At 58.3% G+C, this 9,601-nt stretch carries 17 protein-coding genes; 2 read left to right on the forward strand and 15 right to left on the reverse strand.

Features of this window, described 5'->3' with window-relative positions:
- Positions 1 to 2 precede the first annotated feature (2 nt).
- From rpsE to rplB, 15 genes are all read right to left on the reverse strand, one after another.
- Positions 3 to 530 carry a 30S ribosomal protein S5 gene (gene rpsE / locus AC04P6_RS02130; RefSeq protein WP_066663233.1) on the reverse strand — a complete coding sequence of 176 codons (528 nt, stop codon included), beginning with the start codon at positions 528 to 530 and terminating at the stop codon, positions 3 to 5.
- Positions 531 to 542: 12 nt separating this feature from the next.
- On the reverse strand, positions 543 to 911 hold the full coding sequence (gene rplR / locus AC04P6_RS02135; RefSeq protein ID WP_475564945.1) for a 50S ribosomal protein L18: 369 nt from the start codon (positions 909 to 911) through the stop codon (positions 543 to 545).
- Between the two features lie 17 nt (positions 912 to 928).
- Positions 929 to 1,471: a 50S ribosomal protein L6 gene (gene rplF / locus AC04P6_RS02140; RefSeq protein ID WP_475564946.1), complete on the reverse strand. Its 543-nt coding sequence runs from the start codon at positions 1,469 to 1,471 to the stop codon at positions 929 to 931.
- 17 nt (positions 1,472 to 1,488) lie between these two features.
- On the reverse strand, positions 1,489 to 1,887 hold the full coding sequence (rpsH, locus tag AC04P6_RS02145) for a 30S ribosomal protein S8 (RefSeq protein WP_475564947.1): 399 nt from the start codon (positions 1,885 to 1,887) through the stop codon (positions 1,489 to 1,491).
- Between the two features lie 105 nt (positions 1,888 to 1,992).
- Positions 1,993 to 2,178 (reverse strand): type Z 30S ribosomal protein S14, encoded by a 186-nt coding sequence (locus AC04P6_RS02150; protein WP_066663243.1) that lies wholly within the window; start codon positions 2,176 to 2,178, stop codon positions 1,993 to 1,995.
- 46 nt (positions 2,179 to 2,224) lie between these two features.
- The gene (gene rplE, locus AC04P6_RS02155; RefSeq protein ID WP_475564948.1) at positions 2,225 to 2,770 is read right to left on the reverse strand and encodes a 50S ribosomal protein L5; all 546 of its coding nucleotides are present in this window, start codon (positions 2,768 to 2,770) and stop codon (positions 2,225 to 2,227) included.
- A gap of 117 nt (positions 2,771 to 2,887) precedes the next feature.
- Positions 2,888 to 3,202, reverse strand: a complete 315-nt coding sequence (gene rplX, locus AC04P6_RS02160) for a 50S ribosomal protein L24 (protein ID WP_475564949.1) — start codon at positions 3,200 to 3,202, stop codon at positions 2,888 to 2,890.
- Between the two features lie 16 nt (positions 3,203 to 3,218).
- Positions 3,219 to 3,587, reverse strand: a complete 369-nt coding sequence (rplN, locus tag AC04P6_RS02165; protein WP_475564950.1) for a 50S ribosomal protein L14 — start codon at positions 3,585 to 3,587, stop codon at positions 3,219 to 3,221.
- A gap of 39 nt (positions 3,588 to 3,626) precedes the next feature.
- A complete protein-coding gene (gene rpsQ / locus AC04P6_RS02170; RefSeq protein ID WP_475564951.1) occupies positions 3,627 to 3,887 on the reverse strand; it encodes a 30S ribosomal protein S17 in 261 nt (86 codons plus the stop codon).
- Between the two features lie 31 nt (positions 3,888 to 3,918).
- Complete coding sequence (rpmC, locus tag AC04P6_RS02175) at positions 3,919 to 4,113, reverse strand: 50S ribosomal protein L29 (RefSeq protein ID WP_066663264.1); 195 nt, start codon at positions 4,111 to 4,113, stop codon at positions 3,919 to 3,921.
- Positions 4,113 to 4,535 (reverse strand): 50S ribosomal protein L16, encoded by a 423-nt coding sequence (gene rplP / locus AC04P6_RS02180; RefSeq protein ID WP_475564952.1) that lies wholly within the window; start codon positions 4,533 to 4,535, stop codon positions 4,113 to 4,115. Before rplP ends, rpmC begins: the two co-directional genes overlap by 1 nt.
- On the reverse strand, positions 4,535 to 5,242 hold the full coding sequence (rpsC, locus tag AC04P6_RS02185) for a 30S ribosomal protein S3 (RefSeq protein ID WP_066663271.1): 708 nt from the start codon (positions 5,240 to 5,242) through the stop codon (positions 4,535 to 4,537). Before rpsC ends, rplP begins: the two co-directional genes overlap by 1 nt.
- Positions 5,243 to 5,247: 5 nt before the next feature.
- Positions 5,248 to 5,589, reverse strand: a complete 342-nt coding sequence (gene rplV, locus AC04P6_RS02190) for a 50S ribosomal protein L22 (protein ID WP_475564953.1) — start codon at positions 5,587 to 5,589, stop codon at positions 5,248 to 5,250.
- A gap of 17 nt (positions 5,590 to 5,606) precedes the next feature.
- Entirely contained in the window at positions 5,607 to 5,864 is a 258-nt protein-coding gene (rpsS, locus tag AC04P6_RS02195) for a 30S ribosomal protein S19 (protein WP_475564954.1), read from the reverse strand.
- A gap of 22 nt (positions 5,865 to 5,886) precedes the next feature.
- Positions 5,887 to 6,717 (reverse strand): 50S ribosomal protein L2, encoded by an 831-nt coding sequence (gene rplB / locus AC04P6_RS02200; RefSeq protein ID WP_475564955.1) that lies wholly within the window; start codon positions 6,715 to 6,717, stop codon positions 5,887 to 5,889.
- Positions 6,718 to 7,181: 464 nt separating this feature from the next.
- Here rplB and AC04P6_RS02205 point away from each other — a divergent pair, with 464 nt between their 5' ends.
- Positions 7,182 to 8,204: a glycosyltransferase family 2 protein gene (locus AC04P6_RS02205; protein ID WP_475564956.1), complete on the forward strand. Its 1,023-nt coding sequence runs from the start codon at positions 7,182 to 7,184 to the stop codon at positions 8,202 to 8,204.
- 48 nt (positions 8,205 to 8,252) lie between these two features.
- Positions 8,253 to 9,329, forward strand: coding sequence for a lysylphosphatidylglycerol synthase transmembrane domain-containing protein (locus AC04P6_RS02210; RefSeq protein ID WP_475564957.1), 1,077 nt, complete (start codon positions 8,253 to 8,255; stop codon positions 9,327 to 9,329).
- Positions 9,330 to 9,601 lie beyond the last annotated feature (272 nt).

Consider the following 9,601-nt stretch of genomic DNA (forward strand, 5'->3'; position numbering starts at 1 on the left):
GATTACTCACTGTCCTTCCAGCCGTAGATCTTGGCGACCGAAATGCCGCGGCGCTCAGCCACTTCTTCGGGGCTCTGCATGGACTGCAGACCAGCGGCGGTAGCCTTGACCACGTTCATAACGTTGTCGGTGCCCAGGGACTTGGCGAAAACGTCCTTGACGCCAGCCAGCTCCATGACGGCACGAGCAGCGCCACCGGCGATAACGCCGGTACCGGGCGTAGCCGGCTTGATGAGCACACGGCCCGCGCCATACTCGCCGATCACTTCATGAGGAAGCGTACCGGCAGCGGTGAGCGGCACGGAGAACATGTTCTTCTTGGCGTCTTCGACACCCTTGCGGATGGCGATGGGCACTTCCTGGGACTTGCCCATGCCAATGCCCACGTTGCCGTTACCGTCGCCCACGACGACGAGAGCGGTGAGACCGAAGCGACGGCCACCCTTGACAACCTTGGAAACGCGGTTGATGTATACCACGCGCTCCTGAAGCTCAGGAACGTCAGACTGATGTTCTTGCTTACGAGCCATACTAACCCTCTCTTAGAATTTCAGGCCTGCTTCGCGGGCACCATCGGCAACAGCCTTGATGCGCCCGTGATACAGGTTTCCGCCACGGTCGAAAACGACTTCGGTAATACCGGCAGCAATAGCCTTCTTGCCGATAATCTCGCCAAGCGCGGCGGCACCTTCGACGGTAGCGCCCTTCTTGTCGGTAGCCTTAAACTCGGGCCCGAGCGTGGAGACGCCGCAGAGCGTCTTGCCAGCTACATCGTCGATGACCTGAGCGTACATGTTGGAGTTGCTGCGCGTGATGCACAGACGGGGACGGGCAGCCGTACCCGAAACCTTGCCGCGCACGCGGGTATGACGGCGACGCAGCCCAGCTTGCTTTTTCTGAAGCTTCTTCATATCGTATCCCTTCGCGCTTATTCGGACTTGGCGGCTTTGCCGAGCTTACGACGGACATGCTCGCCCTCGTAGCGGATACCCTTGCCCTTGTAGGGTTCGGGCTTACGCCAGGCGCGAACGTTGGCAGCAACCTGTCCGACGGCTTCCTTGCTGGGACCCTTCACGAAGATTTCCGTGGGGCTGGGAACCTCGAAGGTGATGCCTTCGGGAGCCTCGACAATAACGGGATGAGAGTAACCGAGCGAGAGCTCAAGGCTGGAACCCTTGAGAGCGGCACGGTAGCCAACGCCGACGAGCTCGAGCTTCTTGGAGTAGCCTTCCGAAACGCCGATGACCATGTTGTGGATCAGCGTACGGGTGAGGCCATGGAGGCTCTTGGCTTCGCGGGAATCATCAGGACGCTCCACCACAATGGTGTTCTCGACCTGAGAGATTTTCAAAATAGGCTGGAAGGTGCGGCTGAGTTCACCCAGCTTACCCTTCACGGTGACGGTAGAACCGTCGATCTTCACGTCGACACCTTCGGGGATGACGACAGGCATCTTACCAATACGAGACATACTATCGCTCCCTTCTCTTACCAGATGTAGGCGATTACTTCGCCGCCGATGCCCTTCTTGCGAGCATCGCGGTCGGCCATAACGCCCTGGGACGTGGAAATGATTGCAGTGCCAAGACCGCCGAGAACGCGGGGCAGCTCGTCCTTGCCGGCGTAGATACGCAGACCAGGCTTGCTGATGCGCTTGATGCCGCGGATCGTGCGGTTCTTCTTGGCGCCGTACTTCAGCGTGATTTCGAGGATATCGCGGGGGCTGGAGGGTTCAATCTCGTAGCCGGCGATGTATCCCTCTTCGTGCATGATGCGGGCGATTTCCACCAGCTTCTTGCTGGAGGGCATCGAAACCGTATCGTGGCCCGCAGAATTTGCGTTACGCACACGCGTAAGCATATCTGCGATGGGGTCGTTCATGCTCATTGTTTCTCCTTTGGTTCGTGATGAGCTGAAAGCGCGGTTCGCGGGCACCCGTGATGCGCGCGCCTTCGCTAGCAGCACACCTAACGTGACGATTGAATCCGGTTCTTACCAGGAAGACTTCGTAACGCCAGGAAGTTCGCCTTTGTTAGCCAATTCGCGCAGGCACACACGGCACAGGCCAAACTTGCGGTAGTACGCGCGGGGGCGACCGCAACGGCTGCAGCGATTGTGCTGACGGGTCGAGAATTTCGGCTCGCGCTTCGCTTTGGCGATCATCGATTTCTTAGCCATTCATATCCTTCTTTCTTTAACTCACTCGCTTCGCGGGTGTAGTTGCTTAATCCTTGAACGGGAAGCCGAGGGCATCGAGAAGAGCCTTGGCCGCCACGTCATCTTCAGCAGTGGTGACGAAGGTGATGTCCATACCACGAGTACGATCGATCTTGTCGTAGTCGATTTCGGGGAAGATGAGCTGCTCGGTGATGCCCATGGTGTAGTTACCACGGCCGTCGAAGCTCTTCGGGGAGATACCACGGAAGTCGCGCACGCGAGGCAGAGCGATTGCCAGCAGGCGATCGAGGAATTCCCACATGCGGTCGCCGCGCAGCGTGACCTTGCAGCCGATAGCCTGGCCCTCGCGTACGTGGAAGCCTGCGATGGACTTCTTGGCGCGGGTAACCATGGGCTGCTGACCGGTGATGGTGCGCATATCGGCGATAGCGGCGTCGAGAAGCTTGGAGTCGCTGGCAGCGGCGCCAACGCCCATGTTCACGACGATTTTCTCAAGACGCGGGGTCTTGTTGACATTGTCGATAGCCAGATCCTTGATGAGCTGGGGGGCGACAACGTTCTGGTACTGTTCCTTCAGACGAGGAGTAGCCATTATGTTCTTCCCTTTCCGATGATTTGAACGCAGGATTACCGACCCTGCGTCCCCCGCACTTCGCGGGGGTCATGGCAAAACCAGCCCATACGAGCTGGTTTTGCAAACTAGATTAATTTAATCGATATCGGCGCCGCATTTCTTGCAAACGCGAATCTTCTTGCCATCTACACGCTTTACGCCAACGCGCGTGGCCTTGTTGCACTTCGGGCAAACCAGAGCCACGTTGGAAACGTGGATGGGAGCCTCGACGTGGGTGAGACCACCCTGCGGATTGGCCTGCGTGGGATGCATGGCCTTCGTGACCATGTTCACCTTTTCGACCACAACGCGCTGCTGAGCGGGGAGCGAGCGGATGACGGTGCCTTCGGCTCCCTTGTCCTTGCCGGTGAGAACCTTGACCTTGTCATTCTTCTTGATCTTCATCTTCATGTGCTTCTACCCTCCCCTACAGCGTCTCGGGTGCCAGGGACACGATCTTCATGTACTTCTTGTCGCGCAGTTCGCGGGCGACGGGCCCGAAGATACGCGTGCCACGGGGCGAGCCATCGGTGTTGATCAGAACGCAGGCGTTCTGGTCGAACTTGATGTAGCTGCCATCCTTGCGGCGCACTTCCTTCTTCTGGCGAACCACAACGCAGCGGACGACTTCGCCCTTCTTGACGTTGCCGTTCGGCAGTGCCTCTTTCACGCTGCAAATGATGACGTCACCCAGGCCAGCGTAACGGCGCTTCGAGCCGCCGAGGACCTTGATGCACTGCACCTTGCGAGCGCCGGAGTTGTCGGCCACCGCGAGCATGGTTTGCATCTGAATCATTGCTTAAACCTTCCTTACGATTAGTTCGCGCAGGGCAAACTATTTGGCCTTCTCGACGATTTCGATGAGGCGCCAGCGCTTCATCTTGGACAGCGGACGGGTTTCCATGATACGAACGGTGTCGCCCACGCCCGTCTCGTTGTTCTCATCGTGCGCATGGAACTTCTTCGTGGTCGTGATCATCTTGCCGTAGATCGGATGGGGCTTGCGCTCCTTGATCTCGACAACGCACGTCTTGTCGCCAGCGGTGCTCACCACGATGCCCTGGCGAACTTTGCGAGAGTTGCGTTCTTCGCTCATACTCTTTAAGTCCTTTCAGTTCGCTCTTGACTTATGCGGAGAGCTCACGGGCGCGCATTTCGGTCTGGATGCGCGCGATGTCCTTCTTTACCTGCTTGACGCGAGCCGTGTTGTCCAGCTGGCTGGTAGCCATCTGGAAACGCAGATTGAACAGCTCGGCACGCGCCTCCTTAAGCTTCGCCTGCAGGTCGTCGGCGGAAAGTTCACGGATTTCGCTAGCCTTCATTATTCCTGGCCCTCCGTTTCGCGAGAGACGATCTTGCACTTGATGGGCAGCTTGTTGATGGCCAGACGCAGAGCTTCCTTGGCGGTAGCCTCGTCGACGTCGCTGACCTCGAACATGATGCGGCCAGGCTTGACGACAGCGACCCATGCCTCGGGATTACCCTTACCGGAACCCATTCGGGTTTCAGCAGGCTTCTGGGTGATGGGCTTATCGGGGAAGATCGTGATCCAGACCTTACCGCCACGCTTCATCTGACGCGTGATGGCGATACGAGCAGCCTCGATCTGGCGGTTCGTGATCCAATGAGCCTCGAGGGCCTGAATGCCCCACTGGCCGTGGTTCAGACGCGTGCCGCCCTTGGCCTTGCCCTTCATAGAGCCACGCTGCACCTTACGATGCTTTACACGCTTGGGTACTAGCATTATTTATTCCCCCTATCGTTGTTACGACGACGGTTAGGACGGGAGCTAGAGCCCTCCAGAGCGGGTTCCGGAGCCTTCTGGCCCGGCATGACCTCGCCGTGGTACACCCACACCTGAACGCCGATGGCGCCCATCTGCGTGTTGGCGGTGTAGAAACCGTAGTCAATCTTCGCACGCAGGGTATGCAGGGGCACGCGACCCTCGCGATACCACTCGCGGCGGCTCATTTCAGCGCCACCCAGACGGCCGGCGCACTGGATACGGATGCCCTTGGCACCGCTCTTGCGAGCGGACTGAACAGCCTTGCGCATAGCGCGACGGAAGGCAACGCGGCCTTCCAGCTGCTCGGCCACAGACTGGGCGATGAGGGTAGCGTCGAGTTCGGGACGCTTGATTTCGACAACTTCGACGCTGACGGGGCCGTTGGCCACCTTCGAGAGCTTCTTGCGAAGCGCATCGATTTCCGCGCCCTTCTTGCCGATCACAACACCCGGGCGAGCCGTGGTGATGATGATCTTGATCTTGTCGCCGGCGCGCTCGATTTCCACCTTGGAAACGGCTGCACGAGCGAGCTGCTTGTCGAGGTATTCGCGAATAGCGAGGTCGTTCTCGAGCGTAGACGCGTAATCCTTATCGGCATACCAGCGGCTGCGCCAGTTTTCGATGACGCCGAGGCGGAAGCCGGTGGGGCTGACTTTCTGTCCCATGTGTTTTATGCCTCCTCTCGGGTGCCAACGATAATGGTGATGTGGCTCGTGCGCTTGCGGATGCGCGAAGCGGAGCCCTTTGCACGAGGACGAATGCGCTTCAGCGTGGGGCCTTCGTCGACATAAGCGGCCTTGACCACGAGCTGGTTCGCGTGCACATGATCCTTGTGCTCTGCGTTGGCAACAGCCGAGTTGAGCGTCTTCTCGACGGTTTCGGCGATAGCGCGTTCGGTGTACGCCAGGATCTCACGAGCCTGAACGACGGACTTGCCGCGCACCTGGTCTACGACGATGCGAGCCTTGCGGGGCGAGACGCGCACGTAGCGAGCGATTGCTTTAGCTTCCATGTTCTATCCCTCCCTACTTATTTCGCGTGGCCGCGGAACGTACGCGTGGGAGCGAACTCTCCCAGCTTGTGGCCAACCATGGATTCGGTGATGTATACCGGCACGTGCTTGCGACCATCATGAACGGCGATGGTGTGACCCACCATTTCCGGGAAGATGGTGCTAGAACGGGACCAGGTCTTGATGACGTCCTTCGTGCCCGCAGCGTTCATCGCATCGATGCGACTGAGAAGGCGCGGTTCCACAAAGGGACCTTTTTTCAAACTTCTGCTCACATTAACTCCTAGCTAATTCGCGCTACTTCTTGCGACGACGGATGATCAGGCGGCTCGAAGCCTTCTTCGGGTTGCGGGTGCGATGGCCCTTGGTGGGAACGCCCCACGGAGAAACAGGATGACGACCGGCGGTCTTGTTCTTGCCCTCGCCACCACCATGGGGATGGTCGACGGGGTTCATGACGGTACCGCGAACGGTAGGACGGACGCCCATCCAGCGCTTGCGGCCAGCCTTGCCGATCTTGATGTTGCCATGCTCGGCATTGCCAACTTCGCCAATGGTGGCGCGGCAGGTTACAAGCACGCGACGCATTTCGGAGGAGGGCATACGCAGGATAGCGTAGTTGCCTTCCTTACCCATGAGCTGGATGCTGGTGCCAGCGGAACGAGCCAGGGCAGCACCCTTGCCGGGCTGCAGCTCGACGGCATGCACGAGCGTACCAACGGGGATAGCCGACAGGGGCATTGCGTTACCGGGCTTGATGTCGGCGCCTTCGCCGGAAAGCACCGTGTCACCCACGCACAGACCCTTCGGATGCAGAATGTAGCGCTTCTCGCCGTCCACGTAGTGGAGCAGAGCGATGCGAGCGCTGCGATTCGGGTCGTATTCGATGGTGGCAACCTTGGCGGGCACGCCGTCCTTGTTGCGCTTGAAATCGATAAGACGATAACGACGCTTCACGCCGCCGCCCTGATGGCGGGTGGTGATGCGACCGTAGTTGTTGCGGCCTGCCTTCTTCGGCAGAGGACGCAGCAGCGACTTTTCCGGCTTATCCGTCGTGATCTCCGCGAAATCGGAGACCGTCTGGAAGCGTCGGCCGGGGCTAGTCGGCTTGAATTGCTTGACTCCCATTCAAATTTCCTTTCTGTCTCTGTGGCACACGATCGCCGCTTAGCTTCAGCCTGGGATAGCCGAGGCTTACGACCCCGTTTGTTACCACGCGCCCGGGTGTATCCATACACACAGTGACGCAAAGATGTATTCTAGATTGCTAAGGAGGTACTCGCAAGTGTCCCACTAAATAGTCACAAACACTCGCACAGGGAAAACGCGTGCGCAACGAAGGGGCACGCGAGGCGAAAAGAACGCCTATGAGAACGCGCCGAATCGAGCGGCGCCAAGCGATGGACACATACTATATAGGCCCGTTTTGGCTAGCTCCAGAGATGCGGCAAATCCTCCATCAATTCACCCCTCCGCACGCCCAAAACTTATCTATATATATGTAGGCTTACCATGATTATCACGCCCCATGTGGGGGGCTACTGATAAAATGGGCGCATTGTGCCCGAACGCCCAAGGAGGATCGAGAGGTCTTGAACCCCACGCTCACCATAGCGATGCCGTGTTACAACACCGCAGAATACCTCGATCAGTGTTTTGATTCCCTGCTCGACAAGGTTTCGGGCATTGAAGTCGTTGCCATCGACGACGGTTCCACCGACGAGACGCTTTCCATTCTAGAAGGCTACCAGCGCCGTTACCCCGAAAGCGTGCGCGTCTTCCATCAGGAAAACGCCGGCTGGGGCGGCGCCATCAACCATGCTCTGCGCGAAGCCCACGGCACCTTCATGCTCGTGCTCGACTCCGACGATCATCTGGATGCCGAAGCGCTTGAACGCGTCGTGCGCAAGATCGAGGAGCTCGACGAGCAGAACGCGGAAGTCGACCTGTTCGTTACCAACTTCGTGTACGACCATGTGGCCGACAAATCCACCAAGCAGATCAGCTATCGCAATATGATGCCGCGCGATCGAGCCTTCACGTGGGCCGATACGAAGAACCCCTCCATTTCGGAGTACTTCATGATGCACGCCATGACGTACCGCGTGCAAACGCTGCGCGAAAGCGGCCTGATGCTGCCCGAGCATGCCGCGTACATGGACAGCATTTACGCGTTGCATCCGCTCCCCCACGTGCGCAACCTGTACTACATGGACGTCGATCTGTACTTCTACCTCATCGGTCGCGAAGGCCAGTCCATCGAAATCGAGGTACTGAAGAAGCACATCGGCGAACAGCTGCAGGCAACGCGCAACGTTATCGACGACTTCGACTACGAAGAGCTACGCGCGCAGAGTCCGCAGATGGCCGACAGCATCGCTCGCTATCTATCCACGATGATGACCGTTTCGACCATTTACCTATTTAAAATCAACACTGAGGCATCAATCGCCGAGGTTCGCGCCATCTGGAAGTACCTTGAGGAGAACGACCCCGCCATGTACCGCTTCGTGAAGCATTCCATGGCTGGCTGGACGTACCGTCGCACTCCCCTCGGGCGCGCTCTTGCCCGTGGCGTGTACTCATTTGTGAATAGGATTTTCAAGTTCGCGTAAGCCCACGCAAGGGGGATGCGCATTAGGGACTTGCAGGGAAAGGCACCCATGCAGGATACGGAAAAGCCGATACGGGAAGAGGAAGAAGTAATTGAAGAACCCCACATGAAGGGGAAGATTCTCAATATCGTTCTACTCGTTTTAGCTTTCGCGCTTCTGTGCGTATATCTTTTCGTTGGCGGCGAGGCAAGCGAACTTGCCGAAGCCGTAAGCGACATCCGCTGGACGTGGCTCACCCTCGCCCTTCTGATGGTGGTTGCATACTGGGTTCTCGAAAGCGTCTGCATTCAGATCTTCGCGAACAAGATGCACCCTGGCTTCAAGTTCTACAAGACCAATATCGTTACCGTGATAGGCCAGTACTTTAACTGCGTCACTCCCCTTTCCAGCGGTGGCCAGCCGTTCCAGGCCTACTACTACCGACGCTTCGGCATGCCGTACTCGAAATCGATTCCCATGCTCCTGTGTCGCTTCATCTCCTACCAGCTTTCCACCACGACGTTCTGCGCAATCGTACTCCTGCTGCGCTTTACATACTTTACCGACGAGAATCCGGCGCTCATGGCCTTGGTAATCGTTGGCTTCATCGGCGGCCTGGGCCTCATGACGATGCTCCTCCTACTTGCATTCTGGCGCTCTGGCACGCAGCACGTAGTGCATGTCGTCCTTCGCCTGGGAGCAAAGATTCGCCTCGTGAAAGACCTGGAAGGTTCGCTTTCCTGGGCCGACAAGCAGATTGGCGACGCCTACCGCGAGATTCAGTTCCTGCTGCACGAGCCCAAGCTCCTCGCAAAATCATCTGCCGTCACGTTCATCCAGCTAGCCGAGTACTTCTCGATTTCCTACGTGATCTACCGCGGCTTTGGCTACGTCGATGCCGACTTCCTGTCCATCGTATCCTGCCAGGCGTTTGTGTACATGATTTCCTCGTTCGTGCCCACGCCCGGCGCCGTTGGTGCCGCCGAAAGTTCCTACGCGCTCTTCTTCAGCACTATCTACCCGAATAGCGCCGTCGTCGCACTCTCCACCTTCATCTGGCGTCTGCTGACGTTCTACTTCCCCATCGTCATGGGCATGGTGCTCACGCTTATCGTGAACCATTCCAAGACGCTCACGCGGCAGTAAGCTTTTTCGGGTTGTCCGGTCGGTCGGCCGCATGGCCCCTTTGGGACACCCGCTCCGCTGCTCGCGGCCCCGCGGTTGCTCCCCGGACAGGAACGTTCGGCTTCGCCTCCGTTCCAGCCGGCAGGACCCAACGAGGCCGCTCGTGCGCTCGCTGGTTCATGCTTTTACTTCGCGCTGCTCGGGGTTGCGGCGTAGATTTGCGTGAAGCTTTGCTTCCCGCTCTCTACGCCGCAACAAGTCGGATCGTAGCCATGTCGTTCTGTGAGCCAAGG

It is taken from the genome of Denitrobacterium sp. (assembly GCF_056180635.1).